The organism is Streptomyces griseomycini, assembly GCF_014203535.1.
In the GTDB taxonomy this organism is placed as follows: Bacteria; Actinomycetota; Actinomycetes; order Streptomycetales; family Streptomycetaceae; genus Streptomyces; species Streptomyces griseomycini.
In genome coordinates this window covers 379,499-404,546 of record NZ_JACHJI010000003.1, presented here as the reverse complement: position 1 = coordinate 404,546, position 25,048 = coordinate 379,499, and the positions used below count along the sequence as shown (strand labels likewise).

Below are 25,048 nucleotides of genomic sequence, written 5' to 3'. Positions count from 1 at the left end.
GGGTGCACCGGATGATCCCGACCGACCTTTGGGGACTGACCATGCGCGTGCTCGGAGTCAACGGCTGGCCCGGGGCCAGCCACGATGGTGCTGCCTGCCTCGTCGTGGACGGCGAAGTCATCGCCCTGGCCGAGGAGGAACGCTTCACTCGGAACAAGCACGCTTACGGAGAGGCACCTCTCAACGCCGCCGCCCACTGCCTCGCGGAGGGCGGCCTCACCCTGGACGACATCGACGTCGTCGCCCACGGGTGGGACCTGCCGAAGCTCTTCCGCGACCGGGGGCTGGACTGGTTCGCCGCCGACGCCGACGCGCTGGAACACCTGCTACCCAGGGCGCTGTTCCCGCGCACGCGCGACCCCCGGCTGACATTCGTCAACCACCACATCGCCCACGCGGCCAGCGCTTACCACCTCTCCGGGCGGGACCGCGGCGCCATCCTGGTCCTCGACGGCCAGGGCGAGGACGTGAGCACCACACTCGCCGTCGGCATCGACGGCGGGATCAAGACTCTGCGCACCTATACTCCCGGCTGGTCACTGGGCTACTTCTACGCCGCGGTCTGCGAGTACGCCGGCCTCGGTTCCGACGCGGCCGGCAAGATGATGGGCCTTGCCTCCTACGGCACCCCCCAGGACCTCACCTTCGGCGGCGCCTTCCGCTTCACGGACGATGGTTTCACCGTCGACGTCGTCCCGCCGGACCTGCGCTCCACGGGCAGCACCGACGAGGAGACGGCCACCATACGGCACTGGCTGGAGCACCTGGAAAAGGTGCTGCCGGACGCCCCTAACCGCTCCGCCCGCCGCTTCAACCCCCGCATGGGCCGTTACACCAAGGTTACCGACCGGGACCCGTTCGAATACCGCGACATCGCGGCCACGGCCCAGGCGGCACTGGAGCGCGTGGTCATGGACCTCGTAGGCAGCCTGCTCAGGGAAAGCGGCGAGTCCACGCTGCTGATCGCGGGCGGCGTCGGTTTCAACGCCACCCTCAACGGCAAACTCATGCGCATGCCTGAGGTCCAGGACCTCTTCGTCCAGCCCCTCGCCGGCGACCAGGGCGTCTCGCTCGGTGCGGCGGTCTGGGTCGCGGCCCAGGAGGGCGACCGGATCCAGCCGATGAAGGGCTCGGTGGCCTGGGGCCCGCAGTGGAGCCCGGACGAGATCCGCCGTGTCCTGGAGACCACCGGCACCGCATACACCGAGCCTGCGGACATCACCGCCGCGACCGCGGACGTCCTGGCCGCCGGCGGAGTCGCCGGCTGGTTCCAGGGCCGGGCCGAGGGCGGCCCCCGCGCCCTCGGCCACCGCAGCATGGTCGCCGTACCCAGTCCCGAGCGGACCCGCGACCGGGTCAACGTCCGCATCAAGGACCGCGAGGCGTGGCGGCCGTTCGCCCCGAGCATGCAGGAAGAGGCGGCCGAAGCGCTGATCGGAACCACCACCCCGCTGCCGTACATGATCGTCACCACCCCGGTCACCGAGGCCGGTGCCGCCGTCATGCCCGCCGTGGTCCACAGCGACCGCACCACCCGGCCGCAGACGGTCTCCGCCGAGATCGACCCCCTCTACCACCGGCTCATCGGCAAGGTCGGCGAGCACACCGGCACCGCGGTCATCCTGAACACGTCCTTCAACGGCCGCGACGAACCGGTCGTGTGCAGCCCCCGCGACGCCCTCGCAACCTTCCACCGGCTCCCGATGGACGCCCTGGCCCTCGGGCCGTTCCTGGTGCGCCGTCCCGACGGCGCCTTGAGGGCGGTGGACGCGTGACCGCCCCGGCCGGCCCGCACCCAGACCCCGCCGCGGACGTCCACGCCCCGGCCCCGGGCTGGCCCGACCAGACCGGCCCGGCCGTACCGGCAGACTCCACGGACTCGACCGGTCCAACCGTCGAGGAGATCCACGCCCGGCTGGACGACTGGCTCGCCGACACCGTGCTCGCACCGGAAGCCGACCTGTCGGCCCCGCTGCTCGACCTCGGCGTGGACTCCCTCGACCTCATCCGCACCGCCCGCCGCGTCGAGGCCGCCTTCGGCGTCCGTGTGCAGCTGCGGGAGCTGGCCGTCCCCGAGATGACCACGGCCCGGCTGGCCGCGCTGGTCGCCGAACGCGCAGCCCGGCGCCGTACCGCCGAGGCCGCGCCGCCCGGCGCCGGCCACGGCCCGGTCGTGCTCACCCCGCCGCAGGAACAGGCATGGGAGGAACAGACCGGCGACCGGGGTCACTGGAACCAGGCGATGCTCTTCACCACCCGGCCGGACCTCGACGGCGAGCTTTTCGCCGAGGCCGTCCGCCGCCTGGTCGCCGGGCACGCCTCGCTGCGCCTGGCCATCGAGGCCCGCCCGGCCCGAAGGCCGCAGCAGCTGGCGACGGCCATCGCCACCGACGGCCCCCCTGACGCGGCCCTCGGCCTCGTGCTGGACACGGTGGACATCTCCCATCTCGACGACCACGAAGTGCCGGCCGCGGTCATGACGCGCTGCGCGGTCGAACAGGAGGCCCTGCACCCGCAGACCGGCCCCGTGGCCCGGTTCGTCCGCTTCGACGCGGGCACGACCCGCCCCGGACGGCTGCTGATCGTCATCCACCAGATCGCGTTCGACATGGTGTCGTGGTCCATCCTCCTGGAAGACCTGGAGGAGCTGTACACCGCGCTCGACGCCGGCCGCAGCGACGCCCGATGCGCCGAGGGAACCTCGTACCCCGAGTGGGCTGAGGCGCTCGCCGCCCACGCCCGGACCCCCGAGGCCGAGGCGGAGGCCGAGTTGTGGACGCACGTGGTCCGCACCCCCGCGACCATCCCGCTGGACCACGCCGTCGCCGACCCCCGGGCCGTGAACACCGCCCGCACCGCCGCTACTTATCGTGAGGACTTCCCGCAGGAGCTCACCACCCGCCTCCATACGGCGGCCCGCGTCCACCGCGCCCACCCCGGCGACCTGGTCCTGCACGCCCTGGGCGAGACGCTGGCCAGGTGGCTCGACGAGACGGCGGTCCGGGTGGACGTCCTGCGGCACGGACGCGAGGAAGCCATCGGCGACACCCATCTGTCCCGCACCACCGGCTGGTTCACCACCGCCGTGCCCGTCCGCCTGGATCTGGCCCCCGGCACCGCGGGCGAACGGCTGGCCCGGACCGTCGGCCACCTCGCGGCCCTGCCCAGCGGAGGGGTGGGGTACGGCGCGCTCAGCCGCCACGGCCGGCCGCGCATCTCGGCCACCCTGCGCGCCGCCCCGCCCAGCGACATCTCCTTCGACTTCGAGGGCGACGACGCGGACGCCCTGCCGCTGCGCACCCTGCTGCCCGACGTGGCACCAGAGCCCGTCGGCGACATCACCGCCCCGCACTGGATCCGGCCCCATCTCATCGAGGTGATCGCCACGACCGACGACGAGGTGCTGCGCGTCGAATGGTGGTACTCGACGGCGCTGCACGACGAGACGACCGTGCGCGACCTCGCCGCCCGCCACCGGGCCGCCCTCACGGCACTCCTCGACGCGGTGGGACCCGACGCGGCCGGGACACGCGGCAGCCGAACACCCCACGAACGGACAAGAGAAGACACCCTGCCATGACCTTGCCCAGCGTGCTCGACCCCTTCTTCGCGATCGCCCGCTCCGACCCCGGCCGGCCGGCGGTCATCGACAACGGCATGACGGTCGGATACGGCCAACTCGCCGGATGGGCAGGAGCTGTGGCCGATCTGGTCGCCACCCGCGGACCCGGCCCGCACCCGCCCGTGGCCATCACCATGCACCACAGCGTCCGCGACATCGCCGCGATTCTCGGTACGCTCGCGGCCGGTCGCGGCTACGTGGCGGTGCCCGACGGCCCCGTCGGCCACACCGGCGAGGCCCTGCGCGCCCTCGGATGCCGGGAGCTGGTCGCCACCGCCGAGACCGACCGGCTGCCGGCCGTCGACCGCGTCCTGCACCCCCACTGGGGCCTTTCACGCGCCCCAGTCCGGAACGGGGGCGAACCGGTCGGCGCCGACGACCCTGCCTACGTGCTGTTCACCTCCGGCTCGACCGGTGCCCCCAAGGCCGTCGCGGTCCCGCACCGCGCGCTGCACGCCGTACTGCCGCCTCTGCGCGCGCTGTACATGGTCGGCCCGGACACCGTCTCCCTCAACTTCACCCGAGGCGATGGCGACACCAGCCTGGAGGAGATCCTGCCGCCTCTCCTGGCCGGCGGACTCGTCGTTCTGGACGGCGACGCCGAGGCGGACCTCGACCGGGTCCTCACCGACAACGAGGTCACCCTCATCAACCTGCCCGTCGACTACTGGCACATCTATACCGGCCACCTGCTGGAGGCCGGCCGCAAACTCCCCGGCACCGTCGAGACCGTCGTCATCGGCGGCGAGGCCGTCCGCCCGGACATGCTGGAGCGCTGGCACCGGCTCGGCGCCGACCACGTACGGCTCCTCAACACCTACGGATCCACCGAAACCGCCCTCGTCACGCACAGCGCCGTACTCGCCGGCCCCGGTGCCGAACCCCGGGCCGCCGGGGACCCGTTCCCCGACGGGGTCACGATCGGTCACCCGCTGCCGTCCGTACGGCAGGTCGTGGTGCCACGCCCGGATGCGCCCGACGGTCCCGGCGAGCTGCTCGTGGCCGGCCCCCAGCTCGCCACCGGCTACCTCGACGACCCCGAACGCACGGCCGCTCGCTTCGTCGAGGCCGACTTCGGCGACGGCACCCACCGCTGGTACCGCACCGGCGACCTCGTCCACGAGACCGCCGACGGCGCCCTCGTCTTCCACGGCCGCGTCGACCACCAGGTCAAGATCCGCGGTCACCGGGTGGACCTGCTGGACGTCGAGGAGGCCATCGGCCGGCTCCCCGGCGTGGCCGCTGTCGCCGCGGCCGCCCACACCAAGGGCGAGCACACCGCGCTCGTCGCCTTCGTGGTCCTCGCGCCCGACGGCTCGGCGCAGGACGGCGGCGGCACGGCCGACCCGGCCGCGCTGCGCGCGCACCTGCGTGCCACGCTCCCCCCGTATCTCGTCCCTGACCGGATCGTGACGGTCCCCGAGCTGGCGCACACCCGCACCGGCAAGGTCGACCGCGCGGCCACCCGGGACCGGTACCTGTGACCAACCGACTCTTCGACGCCTCGGTCGCCCCCGCCTCCCTGCCCGAGGCAGACGTGCGGGGGCCCTGGGCCTACCTGTGGTGGTTGGTACGGATCCGGCCCTGGCCGTTGGTCCTCAGCGGCCTGCTCGGTGCCGTCTGGATGGTCCCGCTGGCCCTGATCCCGCTCGTCATCGGACGGGCCATCGACGAGGCCGGCCAAGGCGGCGGCCAGGCCGACCTCTACCTGTGGTCCCTGCTCGCGCTGGCCCTCGGCGTTGTCCAGGCCCTCGCCGGCGCCGGCCTGATCCAGGCCGCCGTGGGCGCCGAGGCGCACGCCCTGTCGCACACCCACCGCGTATTGATGCGGCATGTGGTCCGGCTGGGCGCCGCTCTGCGCGGCAAGGCCCGTTCTGGCGACGTGGCCGCCTCGGCCGCCGCCGACGTCGAAAGCATCGGCAACGCCTTCGAGGTGGTCGGCCGCACCATCGGCGCGGTGTTCGCCGCCGTGCTCGTGGCCGTGGCCCTCACAGCCACCTCGCCCCTGCTCGGGCTGGCCGTGCTCATCGGCGTCCCGGCCGCCGTCCTCGGCATCGGACCGCTGCTGCAGCCGCTCCAGGTGCGCGACGAGGCCCAGCGCGAGCAGATGGGTATCGCCACCTCCCAGGCCGGCGACATCGTGGCCGGCCTGCGGATCCTGCGCGGCATCGGCGGCGAGGCCGGTTTCGCCGAACGCTTCCGCCGCACCAGTCAGGAGGTGCGGCGCGCTGGCGAGTCGGCCGGCCGGATGGAGGCGTGGCTCCAGGCGGCGGGGATCTTCCTGCCCGGCCTCGTCACCGTCGGCATCGTCTGGTTCGGCGCTCGCCTCGCCCTGCAGGGCACCATCACCGCCGGTGAACTGGTCGCCTTCTACGGCGCGTCGGCCTTCCTCACCCTCCCGGTGAGCACCGCCACCGAGGCCGCCGAAACACTTAGCCTGGCCAAGGTCGCCGCCGGCCGGGTCTGCACCCTGCTGCGCCTCACCCCCGATGCCACCCAGCCCGCGCACCCCGAACCGCTGCCGCCGGGACCCCTGTCGCTGGCGGACGCCCACACCGGTATTGCCGCCGAGGCCGGACGGCTCACCGTGGTCGTCGCCCCCACGGACCGCACCGGGGACCTCGCTGACCGGCTCACCCGCCCCGGCGGCTCCGACGACGGCGCCCCGGCCGTGCTGCTCGGCGGCATCCCGCTCGACCGCGTGGACCTCGCCGAACTGCGCTCCCGGGTCCTCCGGTCCGGGCCCACCGACACCCTGTTCAGCGGCACCGTACGGGAGGAGCTGACCGCGGAGGCCGCCCACTCCCCGCATGACCTGGACCGCGCGCTTTTCACCGCCGACGCCGACGACGTGGTCGAGGCCCTCCCCGCCGGTCTGGACACCCGCCTCGACGAGGGCGGCCGGGCCCTGTCCGGTGGTCAGCGCCAGCGCCTCATCCTCGCGCGGGCCCTGCTCGCGGCCCCCGACGTCCTGGTGCTGGAGGACCCGACCTCCTCCGTCGACGCCCACACCGAGGCACGGGTGGCCGAACGGGTGGCCGCCGCGCGCGCGGGGCGCACCACCATCGTGTTCAGCGACAGCCCGCTGTGGCGCGGCGTCGCCGACCGAGAGGTCCGCCTCGACGCGGACCGCATCCCCGGCAGCCTCGACCGCTCCGCAGGAGTGCCCTCGTGACGACCACCCCCACCCAGGCTTCCGCCGACACCCCCGCCCCGCCTCCCGGCCCCGCGCCCGACGGGCCGCCGGGCCGCGCTGAGGCGGGTCGGCTGCCGCTGGCCGACCGGGCCGACGTCGGCATCTGGATCGGCGCCTTTCTCCGCGGCGAGGCCGCCCGGCTGCTCCTCACCTTCACACTGTTCGCCGCCGCCCTGGTGGTCGGCCTCATCGGTCCCCGACTCCTCGGCCACCTGGTCGAGTCCGTCAAGGCCGGCACGACCACCGGCCGGGTCGACCTGCTCGCCCTGACCTTCGTCGCCATCCTCCTCGCTCATGCGCTGCTCGCCCGCGCGGCCCGTACCCAAGCCACCCTGCTCGGCGAGCGCGTCCTGGCCCGGACCCGCGAGAACTTCGTCCGCAGGGTCCTCGGCCTGCCGCTGGCGGAGGTGGAGAGCGTCGGCACCGGCGACCTCCTCAGCCGCGCCACCACCGACGCCGACCGCCTCAACGAGAGCATCCGGCAGGCCGTCCCGCGCATCGCGTTGGCGGCCATCACCCTTGTGTTCACCGTCGCGGCGATCCTGCTGACCTCGCCCCTACTCACGCTCGGGCTGGTGGCCGGCGTGCCGTTCGCCGTCCTGTCGACCTGGTGGTACCGGCCGCGCGCCACCCGCGCGTACGAGCGGCTGCTCGCTCAGGAGGCCGACGTCCTGGCCGTCACGCACGAGACCGCCCGCGGCGCCGCCACCGTCGAGGCCCTCGGGCTCGGACCCCGCCAGGTGAAGCGCCACGGCGCGGTCGTCGACCAGGTGGTACGCACCCGGCAGCGCACCACCTGGCTCCAGACCATCTGGTTCCCCAGCCTGGACCTCGCCACCATGGTGCCGATGGCACTCACCCTGCTGATCGGCGGGCTCGCCTACCAGCGGGGTGCCGTGGGTCTCGGCGAGCTGACCGCCGTGGTGCTATACGTGCAGGCGCTCGGCGAGCCTCTCAACGACCTGCTGACCTGGACCGACGAACTCCAGATCGGGAATGCCGCGCTGCGCCGGATCCTGGGCGTGGACCGGCTGCCCCGCGACGATCCGCGGCAGCCCGCGGCCACCGAGGGTCACGCCATCCGGCTGGAAGGCGTGGGCTTCAGTTACGGCCCTGGCCGCGAGGTCCTGTCCGACATCGACCTCGACATCTGCCCTGGCGAGCGCCTGGCCGTGGTCGGCGCCTCCGGCGCGGGCAAGTCCACCCTCGGCAAACTGCTCACCGGCGTGCACCATCCCACCCGGGGGACCGTACGCATTGGCGGTGCCGAGATCAGCACCCTGCCGGTGGACCAACTGCGGCGTGAGATCGTGCTCGTCACGCAGGAGCAGCACGTGTTCACCGGCACGGTGCGGGACAACCTCACGCTGGCCCGCGAGGAGGCTCCGCCGGACGAGCGGCTGTGGGAGGTGCTGGAGACCGTCCTGCTGACGGACTGGGCGCGCGCGCTCCCCGACGGCCTCGACACGGAGATCGGCCCGGGCGCCGCTCCGGTGTCCCCGTCGGCGGCCCAGCAACTGGCGCTGGCCCGGCTGCTGCTGTCCGACCCGCACGCGCTGGTCTTGGACGAGGCCACCGCGCTGCTGGACTCCACCGCCTCCCGCAGGGTCGAGTCCTCGCTCGCGGCGCTGATCGAAGGTCGCACGGTGATCTCCATCGTGCACCGCCTGGACTCGGTCCGGGACGCCGACCGCATCGCGGTCATGGACCGTGGCCGGATCGTCGAGCTCGGCAGCCACGAGGAACTCCTGGCAGCGGACGGTGCCTACGCGTCCCTGTGGCGCTCCTGGCAGGCGGCCCGGCACTCGGACCTGCGGCGTGAAGCACATACGAGCGGAGGTACTGACCGGCCGCCGCAGCACCTGGCCGCCCGGGGCACTGATCGCCTGAGCGCCCGTGGGGTGCCGCCGCAGGAAGGATGAGGAGACAGGCCGGATGCCGCCGAGGCGGTGGGAGAAGAGGGCGACCGCGGCGGGTACCGCACCGCGGTCGCCCGCACTCCGCACGTACTGAACCCGGCCGCCTCACCGAAGCGCCCTGGGATCCCGAAGCGGCCCCCAGCCATGACCGATCACGGTATCGCCGTGGTCGGAACTGGTCGCTGATCGTCTCGTTGGCAGAGCTGGCCGAAGCACCAGCGTGCGCAGGCCGCTCGGGGTCGGCACCGCCACCACGACATCGCAGTAGGCCGCCGCTGTCTAACGTGGGTCCCGTACGAAACGGTTGTGTGCACTCGCGATGGGGCTGCTGGGCCGGCAGCAGGGCGAGCCGAGCCCGGCGCTTCAGCCATCGCCCTCAAGCAATGTTCCGCCGATCCGCAGCGCCGTGCCCATAGCGTGCCCCTAAGAGCGGTAAACCACGGTCAACAGCGGTGCGGACCGACCCGCACGACCATTCCCGCGAGGAGTCATCTACCCAGGTCAGGGCCATAGAGCCCGCCCAAGCGCCGTCGCTTCCCAAGCTGAGAGCGCGAGTTCGATTCTCGTCACCCGCTCCAAAGAGAAACCCCAGGTCAGCGGCCTGGGGTTTGTTGATTGTCCAGGCTGGACCAATTCAGGGGCGACATGCCCTCCGCGTGCCATGCCGACTGACACCGTGCCGCGAACGGCCACCCGGCCTCGTCCCGATCCGGGCTGATCGCATACGGACTGTCGGACCAGCACCGCCCGACGCTGACTGCAAAGCCCACCCGTGCGATCCCTGACCGGGCCGCAGCCGTCCGCGCGGGCCGACGACCGCCGGCCCGCCACCGGCGGTACGAACCGCGCTGACCGGCCACCAGACTCAGGGTTCAAGCGCAGGCAGGCTGCGCTCGCAGGAGTGCGCGAGGTGGTCCACGGGCGGGTGCCGGCTCCGTTTCGGAGGGCTCGGCGCTCTCCACCTGACCCTCCTCACCACACCGCCTCCCTCGGCCGATTCTGCCGATGCTGTGATCCGACCCGCCGACCTCTCCGACCACGTCATGCACCCGAGAAGATATAATGAGCACCATCGCTTATATCTCAGGAGGTGCACCATGAGTCGGACAGTGATCGACCTCGACGATCAGCTGCTGGCGGACGTGGCCAAGGCCCTCGGCACCAGCACCAAGAAGGAGACGGTCAACACCGCGCTGCGCGAGGTGCTGGAGAATCGGCGGCGGGCCCTGGCGCTCACCCGCCTGCGGGCGTCGGCGGAAGAAGGCGCCTTCGACCTCGACCTCTTCGAGGACAAGCGGAACTACCGCCGGTGAACGCTGCGCAGTACCTGATCGACACCAGTGCGCTCGCCCGCATGCTGCGCGGCGACGCCGAGCAGTACGGCTGGGACCAGGCGGCAGCAGCCGGGCTCATCGCCACCTGCCCCATCACAGAGCTGGAGTTCTTCTACAGCGCGCGTTCCGCTGCCGACCGCGCACAAGGCATCGAAGACATGCGTCTGCTCTTCGGCTGGGTGCCGGTTGACGATCGCGCCCACGATCGCGCTTGGCGGGTCCAGGAGGTTCTCACCCAGCGCGGACAGCACCGCAGCGCCGGAGCCGTCGACCTCGTGGTCGCCGCCACGGCCGAGTTGCAGGGACTCACGCTGCTGCACCGCGACCGGGACTTCGAGTGCATCGCCGCCGTCACCGGCCAGGCACTCCAGTGGTACGGACCCGAAGCCGGCAAATGAACCAAGGGCGAGCATCGGCGTCACGAGGAAGCCGCGACCGCCGGCCTCGCAGCGCAAGAACGGGCTTCCTCCAAGCTCTGTGCACGCGCGCAGGTGTCCCCGACTGAGCGTCCGACCGAGCCCAGCTCAACACCGTGCCCGTCCGAGAGCAGGCACTCTTCCCACCGGACGTTGCGCTCGTGCCCGTAGCGTGCCCGTAAGAGCGGACAATCGCGGTCGACAGCGGTGCGATCCGACGCGCACGACCACCGGAGCACAAGCCGTCTGCGCGTCATAGCCATACAGCACGCTCAAGCGCCGTCGCTCCCGAACTGAGAGCGCGAGTTCGGTTCTCGTCACCCGCTCCACGGAGAAGGCCCAGGTCAGAGACCTGGGCCTTGTTGTCGTGTGTGGTGGTCCGTGGCCGCGTACCAGGTTCATGCCGCCGTCCAGGCCAGCAGGTGGCGCCCGCACCACATCCGCACCATGACGCTGCGACTTGTTGCGGTCGGCACCCGCGCGTCCCGGGCGTCGATTACGTGGCGCCGTCGGCCACGGTAGTCGCGAGGTCGTCGCGGGTCGCACGCCATGACCTTGCCGTGCGCAGCCACAGGAACACCAGCAGCCCGAACGGTGACAGCAAGATCGTGAGAACCAGCAGTGGCCCCATCAGCAGGGCGGAGATCCCCAGCCGCCTGGCCTCCCGGTACATCCACTGGCCGATCAGCAGATCCCAGGCGATGACCTGTGCCCAGATGGCCCCCGCGCCGTTCGCGAGGGCCGTCAGATCACGGAAGGTGTCCAGGTCCGGGCTGCGGACCGCGGTCCAGAGCTCGGGGAACACCGGGACCGCCAGTACGAGGTAGACCAGCAGTACGGGCATCACGGTCCACGGTGAGCCGGCGATGCGAGCGGTCGGCCCCCACCCCGGCGCGAAGATCATGAGCAGCCATACGGGTGCGACGAGCCAGAAGGAGAACTCGAAGAGGAATCCGGTCACGGTACGAGTTCCTTCGGAGTGGGGGCGTCTTCCGGGCCATTTGCCTTGACCGGCGAGGGAGTCGGAGCCCTCAGGGATGCGTACGTCCCTAGAGCACCGGCCGACAGGATCAGTCCGGCCACCTTCAGCGTCGCGGCGTCCGGGTGGATCAGTGGCTGGCCCCGCAACGCCTGCCAGAGAACCAGCGCGAAGGCGGCGGCGTACGTTCCCGAGGCGAGCAGCACCAGGCGCAGCCGTATCCGGTCGTCGGTGAGTCGAGTGAAGCGTGGCCCGAGGGCGGTCAGCACCATGACCAGCAGCGGCAGGAGCTGCAGCGCATGCATGCCGACGAAGTGCGGGATCCGTAGATCGCCTCCGGTCGTCGACCAGCCGGTCAGCGGCATCGACGGACCGCCGTCCGGCACGCCCACGCTGTGCGCGCCCACCACACCGGAGTCGCCACGCCGCTGCCCCGGCGCGGGCTGGGTCATCAGGAAACCGACGCCTGCACCGGCCAGCGCCAGGACGATGCCGGAGCGCATCGCCCAGGCGGACGCGCGGTCCGCGATTCGGGCCCGGAGCAGCAGCACGGCGACGACGAGTGTGCCGAGCCAAAGGATCACGACCGTGACGGCCATCGCATTGAACAGCGCCTCGTCGAAGGGTGTCTCGTGGTTGAAGTGGCTGCGTTTCCCGCGCACCACCTGCCCTGTGATGATCACCATCTCGATGAGGCTCGTCAGCGCGACGACTGTCCCCGCCCACCAGCCCACGCGTCGTCCGCTGGGCAGAAGCGACAGCATCCAGGCCAAGGAGAGGCAGTACGCCACGAACGAGACCGAGAACTTGAACGGCTTGAACCAGATCGGCGCACCCACCAGGACACGGTCGTCCACGGCGAGTCCCACCGCGGATATGAGCGCCATCAGCGCCATCGCTGCCGCGAACAGCACCAGCGGCCGATGCCATGACCGCCATGGCGCCGACGGCGACCACAACGGCGCAGGCCGGGATGGTGGGCGTGAATGAGACATGGCTACCCCCTAAGTAGATAGCGGCACTATCCGCTATCCGATAGCTCAACTATCTATGATGGAGGGAGGGCCGGCAAGGGCCGGCCCGGCCTCAGGACGAAGGTCGAGGAGTGAACCGGCTGTGCGCATTGGCGAGTTGAGCCGAAAGACCGGGGTGCCGGTGCCGACGATCAAGTACTACGTCCGTGAGGGCCTGCTGCCTCCGGGTGAGCTGACCAGCCCGAACCAGGCGGCCTACGGCGAGGCGCATGAGCGCCGGCTGCAGCTGATCCGAGCCCTGCTCGAGGTCGGCGGCATGAAGGTGGCCGAAATCGCGGACGTACTGGCGGCCATCGACGACCCGGAGCGCCCCGTGCACAAAGTGCTCGGCACTGCTGCGGACCGCCTCGGCAGCGGGGGCATCGAGCACGACGACGCCGGGTCGGCGGCCGCCCGGGCCGTCGTCGCCGACCTCATCTCCCGGCGCGGCTGGCGGACGCACGAGTCGAACCCCGCCGCCACCGACCTGTCCGAAGTCCTCGCCGCCCTGGACCGGTTGGGCCACGGGGCGTTTGCCGAAGTGCTCGACGACTACGCCGACGCAGCCGAGCAGGTCGCCCGCGCCGACCTCCGTTACGTGGACCAGCGGGTGGCGGTCGAGGACATGGTGGAGGCCGTGGTGGTCGGGACCGTACTGGGCGAGGCGGTGTTCAGCGCGCTGCGGAGGCTGGCCCATGTAAGCGCCTCGGCCAAGCTGTATGGCACGGATGTGCCGCAGGAGCAGAAGCCGAGCTGAGCCGACCGAAGCTGGTTCGAAGCACGCGCCATGCCGTTCCGGGGAAGCCGCGACCGCCGGCCTGGCGGCGCAGAACGGGCTTCCTCCAGGCTCTGTGCACGCGCGCAGGCGTTCCGGACCGGACGTCCGACCGAGCAGCTCAACACCATGCCCGTCAGAGCAGGCACTCTGCCCGCCGGTCTTCGCGGCCCGTGCCCATGGCGTGCCCGTAAGAGCGGACAACCACGGTCGACAGCGGTGCGAACCGACGCGAACGACCAGCCAAGCACAAGCCGTCTGCGCACGTCGGAGGTGTACGGCCCGCCCGAGCGCCGTCGCTTCCCAAGCTGAGAGCGCGGGTTCGATTCTCGTCACCCGCTCTTGTCGAAGCCCCAGGTCAGCGACCTGGGGCTTCTGCGTCATCGGCCGCTCGGCGTCCGCTCACGCCTGCCAGGAGTACGAAGGTCGGGCACGCGGGGGCACGCGTTCTCCGTCCGTACGGCGGTTCCACCGCTCCCGGCGCCGCCGGACACCACCGGCCTGCGGGCTCGCCACGCTCGCCGCGGCTCCCACCCGTGGGGGCCTCGGCTCGCCGTTCCCCGTGAACCTGACGAGGGCGGGTGATACGCCACGGCGGCCGCGTACGCCCGGGTCCGGAATCCTGGAAGGGACCTGGGCGCCGGGCGCTTCCGTCACGAGCGGCGGAAGGGTTCCCTGCGCCTCAGCCCGACCGCACACGCGGCTCGGCGGTCGTCAGTCGACGGAAGCCATGAAGTCCAGCATCCTGCGGTTCACCTCCTCCGCGTGGTCGATCTGGGGTCCGTGCCCGGTGCCGGTGACGATCTCGGCACGGGCGCCCGGTATCAGGCGCGGGACGCGCTCCCTCTGCCGCTCGGGGTGCACCAGGAGGCTGCGTTTGCCGAGCACCAGGTAGAGGGGCGTGCGGATGGTGGACAGTTCCGCCTCGGACAGGGGAAGCGGTGCCGGGCGACGGATGCGGTAGGCGCGGACGGCCGTCCTGATCATCGTGCGCAGCTCGGTCATGACCAGGACCGGCTGTTCCAGCCAGGCCGCCAGCCGCGGACGCAGCGCCCTGGGCGCGAACGTCGCGAAGAAGCCGACGAAGATCCAGACGAAGAAGCGCAGCCCCACCTTCTCCAGGCCGCCCGGGTCGAGCAGGGTGACCGAGGCGAGGCGTTCGGGCCTGCGGTGCGCCTGGTTCAGGGCGAGCCAGCCCCCGTAAGAGGTGCCGACGAGGTGAACGCGTTCGAGCCCGAGCCCGTCGAGCGTCTCGTCCAGCCACTGCGCGGCCCGTTCGGGCTGGTGGATCGGCTCTCGCTGCACGCTGCGTCCGGGATCGCCCGGGGTGTCGACGGCGTAGACGGGGCGTTCGGCGCTGAGGGCGGGGGTGTTCGGGTACCACATGGCGGAGCAGGTGCCCGCTCCGTGCACCAGAACGACCGGTGTGCGGGACCGGGCCGCGGGGTCGGCGGGCCCGTAGCGGTACACGTGGGTGGTGCCGAACGAGGTCTCCACGTCCTGCTCCGCGAGGGCGGGTGCCCCCAACGCGTAGACGGCGTCGCACGCGGCGAAGTAGCGGTCGCGCCACGCGTCGCTCACATAGCGGCCGACGTCGGCCTGGGTGCGGGCAGTGGTCTCGGACACGGCCACCTCCGGAGGGTCTCGGTTTCGTGGTACGAACGTATCATGATGTTGATACGGTCGTATTATCAAGAGGCCCCAGAGAGCGCAGCGGACGATGAGCGGAGAACCAGCCGATGCCCAGGCGTGTGGACCATGCGGAACGGCGCACCGAGATAGCGGAGGCGCTCGTCCGGGTCGCCGGGCGACGCGGGCTGCACGCCGTGGGAATGCGCGACGTGGCAGCCGAGGCAGGCGTGTCACTGCGACTGGTGCAGTACTACTTCGAGACCAAGGAGAAGCTGCTGCTCTTCGGACTGGAGCACCTGACCGGGAAGTTCGGGGAGCGGCTCTCCGCCCGCATGCGAGCCGCCGGGGACGCTCCGGGGCCGCGTGCGACGGTCGAGGCGCTGTTGACGACGGCACTGCCGACCGACGAGGAGAGCCGCACCTTCCACCACCTCTACACCTCGTACGCCGTTCTGGCCGTGACCGACCGGACGCTCGCGGCGCAGCCCTTCATCAGGAACCCCGACGCCGCCGAAGGCGCCGTGACCGACATCCTCCGGCAGGCACAGGCGGCGGGTCTGCTGCAGCCCGGCGTGGACGCGCAGTTGGCGGCGGCCGGCCTGCTCGCGATGTCTGCGGGGCTCGGTACCAGCATCCTCGTCGGCCAGCGCACTCCCGAGTCCGCAGCCGCGGTCCTGGACGACCATCTCAACCGCGTCTTCCGCACGGTCGACACGGACGGTTGACGTGGGAGCCGTTCGCGGTCCTGCTTCCCGAGCGCCCGGCAGCGGCGGGCGGGTGCGCGGAACGCTTCCTTCGCCCCGCAGCATGCCGTGTGCCCCCGGACGGTCGCGTCGAAGGGCTCGTACGGCGCGACCGCCCGGCTTCCGGGCGTCACGCCGGAGCAGGCGGGACCGGGTCAGGAGCCGTCGGTCCGCACCGGCGCCATCGCTTCCCGGGCCGAGAGCGCGAATCCGGTTCTCGTCACCCGCTCCACGCACAAGGACCGGCTCGGGGACCGGGCCCTGTCGCCGCCCGTGGTGATCGGTGCCCCGTGCCGGATGCACGCCGGACCCGCACCGGGAACCACCGCCGACCGCGCGGACCAGGGCGGCAGGAGGGCCGTGGGCCCCGTCACCGGACGGCTACGCCGTTGCGTCGGGCGTACCGGGCCGCCTCTGTCCGGTCCGCCACGCGGAGCTTGCGCAGTACGGCGGCGACGTGATGCTCGACGGTTCGTCTCGACAGGAACAGCGCCTTGGCGATCTCGGTGTTGCGCAGTCCGTCGGCGAGCAGGGCGAGCACCTCCTGCTCGCGGGGGCTGAGCCCCTCGGGGCCGACGGCGCGCACAGGGCGTCGGGGGACGTTGCGCACTCCGATCCGGCGCAGGCGGCGAGCGGTGACGTCGCGCATCGGACGCGCGCCCAGGCGGTCGAAGGCCGCGAGCGCCTCGCGCAGCATCCCCTCGTCCGTGGAGCCGGCGAGCGCCAGCGCCGCCTCGTAGGGGCAGCCGATCTCCTGCCAGCGTTCGGCCGATTCCTGCCGGAGGCCGGACAGTTGGAGCCGGTACGGCTCGGCGGCCCGCGCCGGTACGGTGGCGGGGCCGTCGGCGTGGAACAGCCAGTGGGCGAGTTCGCCGACCAGCCATGGCTCGCCCTGGTCCTCGGCGGCGGCGAGCGCCGGGGGGACGATCGCGCGTACCCGGTCGGCGTCCCCGGCGTACGTGGCGGCCTCGGCCAGCGCCGGTGTCGAGCCGATGATCCAGTCGACGACCGGCCCGGCGGTGACCATGGTCGTCCGCACCCGGGTCAGCAGGGGGCCGGGGTCCGAGTCGCCTCGGCGGGCGCGCAGCCGGCCGAGCACCACCATGCCGATCATCTTGCGCCCGTCGTCCACGCCCGCCGTGCGCAGCACCTCCGACGCCAGCGCCTCGGCCTCGTCCCACCGGCCCTGGTCGAGCAGGGCACGCGAGTGGAACGCGCGCAGCCACTGGCGCCAGACCTCCTGGCCGTGGTCGTCGGTGAAGGCCAGGGCCTCCCCGTACCAGCGCTCGGCCGCCCGGTACCAGCGGCGGGTCACGCAGACCAACTGGAGCCAGAAGTAACCGAGTCCGGCCTGATCGTAGGCGGCTGCCGCGCGTGCCAGCCGGACGCTGCGCCCGATCAGTTCCAGGCCCGCCGGGTCGCCGTCCTGAGCGCGGCCGATGCCGATCGACAGCAGTGCCAGGGCTTGTCCGAGACCGCCGGCTCCGTCACCGGCCGTCGCGAGGAGCCGCTCGCCCCAGGCGATCGCGTCGGCGTTGCGGAAGGCCATGGCCGACAGCTTTCCGCGGACGGCACAGGCGAGTGCGAGCTCCGGGCCCGGGGGCAGACCCGCCAGCAGGTCGAGGGCCTCGTCGCACGCCTGCTCGCCGAGGGGGATCTCCCGGGCCAGGTGAGCCGCGGTGACCGCGAGCCCGACCAGCGCCCCGCCCTGCCGTCGTCCGTCACCGGCCATGCGCCACGCGGCGACGGCCTCCTGCCAGGCACACAGCGCGGCGTCGAGGTCGTCGGCGAGATGGCACTGCCGGCCGAGCTCCTCGAGGAGCCCCGCCCGGTCCGCCGGCAGCAGCCCCGGGGACGCGTCGAGCGCGCGGCGCAGGTGTGCGGCGGCCTCCTTGTGGGCGCCCAGCGCGGATGCCCGCTCCGCCGCGAGGGGCGCGTAGGCGAGCACCGCGGCCCGGTCGTCGGCCCGCTGCCCGTGATCGACGAGTCGTGCCGGGTCCACCTCGCCGGGCGGACGGGAAGCGAGCACGGCGAGTGCCCGCCGGTGCAGTTCCGCCGCGTGCGCCGGTGGGATCGCCTCCTCGACGGCGATGCGGACCAGCTCGTGCCGGAACGCGACCGCGCTGTGCTCGGCGGTGAGCAGTCCGCGCTCCACGCACTCGTCGAGCTCTCGGGGCGGCCGCCCCGAGACCGCCTCGACCAGCCACGGGGCAGCCCGCGTCCCGAGGCAGGCGACGGCGTCGAGCGCGTCCCGTGCGCCCGGTCCCAGGCGCGCGGCGCGGGCGAGCACCGCGTCCCGGACCGTGGCCGGGACGGTGGCCCCGCCGTCGCCGAGAACCTGCGTCACGAAGAAGGCGTTGCCGCCCGTGCGTCGGTGCAGTTCGACCGGGTCGATGCCGGTTCCCGCCGCGAGCCGGGCGACGGCCGCCGCGGACAGGGGCGGCACGGTCAGCCGACGGACCGCGGGAAGCGCCGCCAGGTCGCCGGCCAGCACCCGCAGCGGGTGGCGGGGCCCGACCTCGTCCTGCCGGTAGGCCACGACGACCATGGCCGGACGGTCCCCGAGACGGCGGCCGAGGAAGCGCAGCAGGTCCAGGGTGGCCTCGTCGGCCCAGTGCGCGTCGTCCAGTACGACGAGCGCCGGGACCCCGTCCGCGCGCAGTTCGCCGAGCAGCAGGCGGCGCACCGCCGTCGGGTCGGGGGTGCCGAGGAGCTCCTGGCGCAGGGGGGCGGGCAGGGTGTCGGCCATGTCGCGCAGCGGACCGAGCGGAAGCGGCGTGGCGAGCGGTTCGCAGCTGCCGGAGAACAGCCGGGCGTCGCGCAGCCGTCGGCCGAACTCGTGGATCAGCGTGGTCTTGCCCGCGCCCGCGTCACCGCCGACGAGGACGAGCCGCCCGGTGCCGTCGGACGCCTCACCCCACCAGCGGGCCAGTGACGCCAGTTCGCTGTCCCGCTCCTGCAGCGTCCGTCCGCCGACCGTCACACCCTCGATGGTAGGCAGGCGACCGCCGGGAAGGATGGGTATTCACTACCGATGTCCGTGTTCGGCCGCCCCGCGCATGCTTCGTCATGACCGAAGGGCCGGATCTCAGCGACGGAGGCGGTCATGGACTACGACGTGATCATCGTGGGCGCGAGCATCGCCGGCTGCACGGCGGCGACGGCGTACGGCCGGGCGGGGCTGCGGGTGGCGCTGGTCGAGCGGCATCGCAGCCCGCAGGCGCACAAGACGCTCTGCGGACACTTCGTGCTGGGCGGCACCCGTGACGTCCTGCGGCGCACGGGCCTCTGGCAGCCGATGCTCGCGCAGGGTGCGGCGGTGACGACCGGGCTCGGCGTGTGGACCGGGGCCGGCTGGGTCGTTCCCCGGCCGGACAGCGGGGTCCCGCCGGCGATCAGTCTGCGCCGCAGCAAGCTCGACCCGCTGCTGCGCGGGATCGCCGACGCGACCCCGGGCGTGGATCTCCTGCTGGGGCGCCGGGTCGTCGGCCTCGTCGAGAACGCCGCCGGGGCCGTCGTGGGAGTCGTCACCTCGAACGGCGGGGCCGAGCGCGCCGAGCTGCGCGCCCGTCTGGTCGTCGGTGCGGACGGCCACCGTTCCACGGTCGCCCGGCTCGCCCGGGTCGCCGAGGACCGCGCCCCGAACCACCGCTTCCTCTTCTGGGCCTACTACGAGGGGGCGACGATGAACGGCCCCGGCGACGGCCAGGTCTGGTCCCTCGACCCGGACATCGCCGTGTGCGTCCCCGTCGACGACGGGCTGACGCAGGTGGGCGTCTTCCCGGCCAAGGACCGACTGCCCGAGTTCACGGCCGGACGGGTCGCCGCCTTCGACCGGTTCGTAGCCCGCCTGCCGGACGGGCCCTCGCTCGCCGGCGCACGACGGGTGTCGAACCTCATCGGCACCACCGACTACCCGTGCATCCGCCGGGACCCCACGCCCCGGCCCGGCCTGGCCCTGATCGGTGACGCCGCGACCGCCTCGGACCCCGTCCCGGCAGTGGGATGCGGCTGGGCGTTCCGCAGCGCCTCGTGGCTGGCGGACAGCACCGCCGGGGCTCTGGCGAGCGGCGCGGACCTGCGGCGCGCACTGCGCTCCTACCGCAAGGCGCACCGCTTCATCGACCGGTACGACGCGCTGGGCCGCCAGGACGCCCTCGCGCAACCGCCCGGCACGCTTCAGCGGGCGGTCCGCACCGCGGCCGTCACCGACCCGTACGTCGCCCGCCGACTCGCGATGTTCGCGATGCGGGCGGCGGACCCGTCGGTCCTGCTGAACCCCAGGGTGGCGCTCCGGGCCCTCGTCGGGTCGGGGGTGCGGCGGTCGCGCGGAGCGGCCTCGGTCCCTGCCGCCGGGCGGTAGGCCACGGAGCGCGGACGTCAGGGCGGGGCCGTCCCTCCCCGCCGCGCGCCGGACGCGTCGGCGGGGCAGCATGAGTCGTGACGGCTCTGCTCCGCTCGACCCACGAACCGGGGGAGGCGACGATGCTGCGGACACGGCTGTGCGACGTACTCGGTATCGACGTCCCCGTCATCGGCGCACCGTACGGGCCGTACGAACAGGTCGATCTCGCGGCGGCCGTGTGCGGGGCCGGAGGCCTGGGCAGCCTGGGCACGGCGGTGCGCCCGCTCGCCGACCTGCGACGGCAGTGGGCCCGCATGCGGGAGCTCACCGACCGCCCCTTCGCGATCAACCACACCCTCCGCCCCCTGAACGAGGAGGCGTTCCAGGCCACGCTGGACGAACGCCCGGCCGCGATCTCCTTCCACCTCGGGGTGCCCGGGGACCTGATCGGGCGCGCCCATGAGGCGGGCATCCTGTGGATCCAGCAGGTCATGGACGTCCGGCAGGCCGAGCAGGCCGTACGCGCCGGTGCGGACGTGATCGTCGCCCAGGGCGGCGAGGCGGGCGGCCAGGGCGGCGAGGTGGCCACCATGGTGCTGGTTCCGCAGGTCGTGGACGTCGCGGGGGCGATTCCGGTCGTCGCCGCGGGCGGCATCGCGGACGGGCGGGGGCTGGCGGCGGCTCTGGCCCTGGGCGCCCAGGGCGTGGCCCTCGGCACGCGCCTGCTCGCGTCGGTGGAGATGGACATCGCCGGGGAGTGGAAGGACCGGATCGTCGCCGCAGAGGCGCGCGACACGGTCAAGCTGGCCCACAGCGACAGGTTCATGCCGCCGTTCTCACGGCCTGACGCCTACGGCTTCCCCCGGTCGCTGCGCACGCCCTTCCTGGAGGAGGCCGAGGCCCATCCGGAGCGGGTGCGGCCGGCCGAAGCCGGTCCCCGCATCGTGGAGGCCGTGCTCGCCGGACGAGGGCACGAGGTCCTGCCGTTCACCGGCCAGTCCGCGGCCCTCGTCCACGACGTCCTCCCGGCGGCCGAGATCGTACGGAGGATCGTCGACGACGCGGAGACGATCCTGCGCCGCACCGCCGACGCGTGCACGCACGGCACTCCGCACTGATCGGGCCACGGCTCGGCGGCGAGGTGACGGACGCGGGGACGCGCTGAACCGGACGGTGCGGGTCCGGTGCCTGTGCGCGTTGCCCGGGGCGGGGCGGTCACCGCGTCACGGGCCGGCCACGTCCCCGGTGACGTGTCCCGTCCGGCGCTGCGCGCGGAGCACGGCGCGGGCCGCCGCGCGGATCTCCTCGTCGATCTCCACCCCGGAGGACAGGACCTGGAGCAACCGGGTCCGCCACACGTCGGGGTCCGTGTCGTACGCGTCCAGCACGCGTACGCCGTAGCCGCCCCGCACGCCGTCGCCGCCACCGGCCAGCCGGCGGCGCACCGCCTCCCGCAGCGCGGCGTGGAGGTCGTGGACGACTCCGCGCGGGGTGCCGGTGAGCCTGGCCGCCGCCCCTGCGGCCAACGCGGTCGCCACCAACTCCGTTTCGGTCACTCGGGCCCCCTGGTCGTGCGGGTTGTGCGATCTCTCGACCACCACCATGGCGGGGCGTGCTGCAATGCTGATGAATTCTCGATGACCTGGACGACGTGCGGAAGCGGAGGCTTCGGGTGGGCGGAGGATCTCCTCAGCGGTTCCGGTTCGAGGTGCTCGGGCCGTTACGGGCATGGCGGGACGGAGCGCCGCTGGAGCTGGGGCCGGTCAAGCGGCAGACCGTGCTGGCCTCGCTGCTGCTGAGCCGGGGAGCCGTGGTGAGTCATGAGCGGCTGCTCGACGCGGTGTGGGGGTCGGAGCCGCCCGCGGGCGGCCGCAAGGCGCTGCCCACCCACGTCAACTCGCTGCGCAGGGCACTCGACCCGGCCGGCACCCCGCCCGCGGAATCGGTGATCCGCAGCGGCAAGGGCTGGTACCGCTTCGTCGTCGAGGGCGTCCGGCTCGACACCGAGGAGCTGGACGAGCGGGGAGACGCGGCGCTGCGCACCGTCGCGTCCGGCGACCTGTCCACCGCGGCCGACCGACTGGCCGGTGCCCTCGGGCTGTTCCGCGGCGAACCGCTGGCCGGGCTGCCGGGGCCGTTCGCGCGGGACGAACGGCAGCGGTGGGAGGAGCGCCGCCGGACGCTCAGGCTGGAACGCCTCAAGTGCCTCGTGTCGCTCGGCCGGTTCGGTGAGGCCCTCGACGACCTCGGCGGGGTGCCGGCGTCTTCGGCGGCGGACCGCTACGACGAGTCGCTGAGGGCCTTGCGCATGCGGGCCCTGTACGGCTGCGGACGTCAGGCGGAGGCCCTCCACGCCTACGAGGAGATGCGCGTACGACTGCGTGACGAGCTCGGGGCCGATCCGGGGGAGGAACTCCGCCGGGTGCACGAGGCGGTGCTGCGCCAGGACGACGCCTTCCTGCTCCCTCCTCCGCCGGCGCCCTCCCGGCCCGGCGCGGGCGTCGTGCCCGCCGAACTCCCGCACGACGTGCCGGGTTTCGCGGGCCGCACCGCCGAACTCGCCCGCCTCCGGACCCTGCTCCCGCCCGAACGGGACCCCGGGGACCCGGCGAACACCGTCGTCATCTCGGCCATCGGCGGTGCCGCCGGCATCGGCAAGACCGCGCTGGCCGTGCACTGGGCCCACCGGGTTCGCGACCGCTTCCCGGACGGCCAGCTCTACGTCAACCTCCACGGCTTCGACCCCGACCGCCGCCCCCTGGAACCCGGCGAGGCCCTCGAACTGCTGCTGCGCGGCCTGGGCCTCGCGGCCTCGGAGATCCCCCCGCACCACGAGGCCCAGGGCCGCGTCTTCCGCACCCTGCTGTCCGGCCGGCGCATGCTCGTGCTCCTGGACAACGCGGCCTCCGCCGATCAGGTGCGACCGCTGCTGCCGGCCGGCCCGACCTGCTGCGTCCTCGTCACCAGCCGCAACCGGCTCGGCGACCTCGTCGCCCGCGACGGCGCCCACGCCCTGCCCCTGGACCTCCTCCGGCCGGACGAGGCCCGCGCGCTCCTGGGCCGTGCCCTCGGCGCGGACCGGGTCGACGACGACGGACACGCGGCCGGCGAGCTGGTCCGGCTCTGCGGCGGCCTCCCCCTGGCCCTGCGCGTGGCCGCCGCCAGACTGGCGGGCGATCCGTCCCTGCGGACAGCCGACCTGGTCGCCGAGATGACCGCGGGCAACAGGCTGGAGGCGCTGGAGCCGGACGGTGACGCCGACTCGCCTCTGCGCACGGCCTTCTCGGTGTCGTACCGGGTCCTGGCGCCCGGCGCGCGCCGGCTGTTCCGGCTGCTCGGGCTGTTCCCGGGAGCGGACTTCACCGCCGAGGCCGCGGCGGCCCTCCTGGACGCACCGCTCACGCAGGCTCGCCGGCTGCTCGGCTCCCTGGCCGCGGCGCACCTGATCGAACCCGCGGCGGCGGGCCGGTACCGGTTCCACGACCTCCTCCGCGCGTACGCGCGGGAGCGGTCGGCGGTGGAGGAGACGGCCGCAGAGCGCGGCGCCGCGCTGGAGCGGCTCCTGGTCTGGTACCTGCACGCCGTTCGCGCCACCGCGGGGACCTCGCTCTTCCCGGAGCTGCCCCGCGACCTCCGAGCCGCCGGTTCCCCGGGCGTGCCGTCGGCCACCGGATCCGAACAGTGGCTGGAGGCGGAGCTGCCGAACCTGCTCGCCGTCATCGACCACGCCGGCCGCCACGGGCCCCGCCCCGTCACCTGGTACATGGTCTCCGCGCTGTTCAGCCACTTCTGGACCCACCTGCCGCGGAGGACCTGGCAGGCCGTCGGCCGGACGGCGCTGGACGCGGCCGAAGCCGAGAAGGACCCGTTCGGCCAGGCCGCGATGCACTTCAGCCTCGCGGCGGCCCGGTGGGACCGGGGCCACGTCCGACGGGCGATGGAGCACGCCACACGCGCTCTGGACATCAGCCGGGAGCTCGACTGGGTGGCGGGCGAAGCCGCGGCCCTCGGCCTCAGGGGCTTCGCGCACTGGAGCACGGCGCGCCTGGACAGGGCCCGCGACGACTTCACCGCCGGCCTGCGCGTCTTCCGCGAGACCGGGCCCCGTGACTACGAGGGGTTCGGGCTGACCGGCCTCGGCATGACCTGCCGGGACCTGGGCCGGCTGCACGAGGCCGCCGGCCACCTCGAACGCGCCGTGCGCCTCAGTGCACGGCTCAGCCGGTGGAACGGCACTTCGGCCGTGCAGATCCTGGGCGGGGTGTACTGGGAACTCGGCCGTTTCGCCGACGCGCTCGATCTCCTCGGCCCGGCGGTGGCCCGGGACGAAGCGGCCGGCCACCGCGACGGCCGCGCGATGATGCTCGGCACCGTCGCGAGGATCAGTCTCGACCTCGGCCGCCCCGAGGAGGGGCTGGAGCAGGCCGAGCGAGCCCTGACCCTGGTCAGGGACACCAAGCGGTACTGGATCCAGGCCGGCATCCTCAACGCGGTGGCCGCCGCCCACCGGAAGCTGGCGCGTCCGGACCGGGCGCTCCGGGCCGACGAGCAGGCACTCGCCCTGGCCCGCGAGGTGATGTCCAGACGCGCCGAGGCCGACACCCTCCTGAGCCTCGGCCTCACCTGCCACCACCTGGGCCGGCATCACGAGGCCCGCGCCCGCGCCGCACAGGCGCTGCACCTGGCCCGCGCCCACTCCTTCCGCGTGGCGGAGGGCCAGGCCCTGACGACCCTCTTCGAAACGGCCCACGCCCCGGACGTCAGGCTTGCCCGGGAGGCCCTGGCCGTCCACCGCGGAACCGGCCACCGCCCGGGCGAGGCCCGTACCCTCCTGGCACTCGCCCGGTTCCACCGCCGAACCGGGAGCGCCACCGCCGAACGGCTGGGCCGACGAGCACGGGACATCCTCGCGGACCTCGGCGTGCCCGAGCGGGAGTACCAGAACCCCGACCGCTGACGTGCCCGCCGGTCCCGCACCCGCAGAGCCGGAGCCGTCGGCCTCGTCGTGCCCTCACGAGGAACCCGACGCACGTGGGGTTTCCCCCAGCACGGGTGTCCACCGACCGGTGGACAC

At 73.3% G+C, this 25,048-nt stretch carries 17 protein-coding genes; 12 read left to right on the top strand and 5 right to left on the bottom strand.

Annotated elements, in window-relative coordinates; all coding sequences use genetic code 11:
- The first annotated feature begins 41 nt into the window (after positions 1–41).
- The 7 genes from FHS37_RS10710 (at position 42) to FHS37_RS10680 (ending at position 10,469) form a co-directional block, all read left to right on the top strand.
- Entirely contained in the window at positions 42–1,775 is a 1,734-nt protein-coding gene (locus FHS37_RS10710) for a carbamoyltransferase family protein (RefSeq protein ID WP_184819468.1), read from the top strand.
- Complete coding sequence (locus FHS37_RS10705; RefSeq protein ID WP_184819466.1) at positions 1,772–3,580, top strand: condensation domain-containing protein; 1,809 nt, start codon at positions 1,772–1,774, stop codon at positions 3,578–3,580. Before FHS37_RS10710 ends, FHS37_RS10705 begins: the two co-directional genes overlap by 4 nt.
- Entirely contained in the window at positions 3,577–5,106 is a 1,530-nt protein-coding gene (locus tag FHS37_RS10700; protein ID WP_184819464.1) for an AMP-binding protein, read from the top strand. Before FHS37_RS10705 ends, FHS37_RS10700 begins: the two co-directional genes overlap by 4 nt.
- Positions 5,103–6,797, top strand: a complete 1,695-nt coding sequence (locus tag FHS37_RS10695; RefSeq protein WP_184819462.1) for an ABC transporter transmembrane domain-containing protein — start codon at positions 5,103–5,105, stop codon at positions 6,795–6,797. Before FHS37_RS10700 ends, FHS37_RS10695 begins: the two co-directional genes overlap by 4 nt.
- Positions 6,794–8,740 carry an ABC transporter ATP-binding protein gene (locus FHS37_RS10690; protein WP_229889968.1) on the top strand — a complete coding sequence of 649 codons (1,947 nt, stop codon included), beginning with the start codon at positions 6,794–6,796 and terminating at the stop codon, positions 8,738–8,740. Before FHS37_RS10695 ends, FHS37_RS10690 begins: the two co-directional genes overlap by 4 nt.
- 1,094 nt (positions 8,741–9,834) lie before the next feature.
- Positions 9,835–10,050, top strand: a complete 216-nt coding sequence (locus FHS37_RS10685) for a type II toxin-antitoxin system VapB family antitoxin (RefSeq protein WP_184819460.1) — start codon at positions 9,835–9,837, stop codon at positions 10,048–10,050.
- The gene (locus FHS37_RS10680) at positions 10,047–10,469 is read left to right on the top strand and encodes a PIN domain nuclease (protein ID WP_184819458.1); all 423 of its coding nucleotides are present in this window, start codon (positions 10,047–10,049) and stop codon (positions 10,467–10,469) included. Before FHS37_RS10685 ends, FHS37_RS10680 begins: the two co-directional genes overlap by 4 nt.
- A 514-nt stretch (positions 10,470–10,983) precedes the next feature.
- Here the strand turns inward: FHS37_RS10680 and FHS37_RS10675 are convergent.
- Positions 10,984–11,448, bottom strand: a complete 465-nt coding sequence (locus FHS37_RS10675; protein ID WP_184819456.1) for an ABA4-like family protein — start codon at positions 11,446–11,448, stop codon at positions 10,984–10,986.
- Positions 11,445–12,362, bottom strand: a complete 918-nt coding sequence (locus FHS37_RS10670) for a hypothetical protein (RefSeq protein ID WP_184820010.1) — start codon at positions 12,360–12,362, stop codon at positions 11,445–11,447. The genes FHS37_RS10675 and FHS37_RS10670 overlap by 4 nt, the downstream gene beginning before the upstream one ends.
- A gap of 220 nt (positions 12,363–12,582) precedes the next feature.
- Here FHS37_RS10670 and FHS37_RS10665 point away from each other — a divergent pair, with 220 nt between their 5' ends.
- Positions 12,583–13,236: a MerR family transcriptional regulator gene (locus FHS37_RS10665; protein ID WP_184819454.1), complete on the top strand. Its 654-nt coding sequence runs from the start codon at positions 12,583–12,585 to the stop codon at positions 13,234–13,236.
- A gap of 732 nt (positions 13,237–13,968) precedes the next feature.
- On the opposite strand, the gene FHS37_RS10660 is transcribed toward FHS37_RS10665, so the two are convergent.
- A complete protein-coding gene (locus tag FHS37_RS10660; RefSeq protein WP_373304255.1) occupies positions 13,969–14,880 on the bottom strand; it encodes an alpha/beta fold hydrolase in 912 nt (303 codons plus the stop codon).
- A gap of 113 nt (positions 14,881–14,993) precedes the next feature.
- Between FHS37_RS10660 and FHS37_RS10655 the strand changes: the two genes are divergently transcribed.
- Complete coding sequence (locus FHS37_RS10655) at positions 14,994–15,611, top strand: TetR/AcrR family transcriptional regulator (RefSeq protein ID WP_184819450.1); 618 nt, start codon at positions 14,994–14,996, stop codon at positions 15,609–15,611.
- A 388-nt stretch (positions 15,612–15,999) separates the two neighbouring features.
- Here FHS37_RS10655 and FHS37_RS10650 read toward each other — a convergent pair whose 3' ends face one another.
- The gene (locus FHS37_RS10650) at positions 16,000–18,612 is read right to left on the bottom strand and encodes an ATP-binding protein (protein WP_184819448.1); all 2,613 of its coding nucleotides are present in this window, start codon (positions 18,610–18,612) and stop codon (positions 16,000–16,002) included.
- Between the two features lie 123 nt (positions 18,613–18,735).
- Between FHS37_RS10650 and FHS37_RS10645 the strand changes: the two genes are divergently transcribed.
- Positions 18,736–19,992: an FAD-dependent oxidoreductase gene (locus FHS37_RS10645; RefSeq protein WP_184819446.1), complete on the top strand. Its 1,257-nt coding sequence runs from the start codon at positions 18,736–18,738 to the stop codon at positions 19,990–19,992.
- A gap of 77 nt (positions 19,993–20,069) precedes the next feature.
- Complete coding sequence (locus tag FHS37_RS10640) at positions 20,070–21,092, top strand: NAD(P)H-dependent flavin oxidoreductase (RefSeq protein ID WP_229889969.1); 1,023 nt, start codon at positions 20,070–20,072, stop codon at positions 21,090–21,092.
- A gap of 105 nt (positions 21,093–21,197) precedes the next feature.
- On the opposite strand, the gene FHS37_RS10635 is transcribed toward FHS37_RS10640, so the two are convergent.
- Positions 21,198–21,530, bottom strand: coding sequence for a hypothetical protein (locus FHS37_RS10635; protein WP_184819444.1), 333 nt, complete (start codon positions 21,528–21,530; stop codon positions 21,198–21,200).
- Positions 21,531–21,646: 116 nt separating this feature from the next.
- Here FHS37_RS10635 and FHS37_RS10630 point away from each other — a divergent pair, with 116 nt between their 5' ends.
- Complete coding sequence (locus FHS37_RS10630) at positions 21,647–24,931, top strand: AfsR/SARP family transcriptional regulator (protein WP_229889970.1); 3,285 nt, start codon at positions 21,647–21,649, stop codon at positions 24,929–24,931.
- The last annotated feature ends 117 nt before the right edge of the window (positions 24,932–25,048 follow it).